The sequence below is a fragment of the Vibrio sp. 10N.286.49.B3 genome, assembly GCF_002873395.1.
Classification (GTDB): domain Bacteria; phylum Pseudomonadota; class Gammaproteobacteria; order Enterobacterales; family Vibrionaceae; genus Vibrio.
On the sequence record NZ_MCUV01000063.1, the window covers coordinates 1 to 218 of the forward strand.

The 218-nt window shown below is 39.4% G+C and carries 1 protein-coding gene; it reads right to left on the bottom strand.

From position 1 onward, the window contains the following. Positions 1–5: 5 nt before the first annotated feature. Positions 6–218, bottom strand: a 213-nt coding sequence (locus tag BCU68_RS15820) for a transposase (protein WP_198591765.1), incomplete at its 5' end; no start/stop codon positions are given.

A 218-nucleotide genomic window follows, 5' to 3' on the forward strand; every position in this document is an offset into this window, starting at 1 on the left:
ATTAATTACTTTATCAAATTAACCCAGTCTCTAAAGCAGAGTGATACCACTCTGTTTTTATCTTCGCAAAACCGATTCCATGCGCTACACAGCTTATCGACGATATCGTTATAGCCAGTAAAACACCGATTAGCAATTTCATTCTGACGAAGCCAACTCCAGACTTGTTCTATTGGATTTAGCTCTGGTGAATAAGGCGGGATGTGAATTATGGTCAG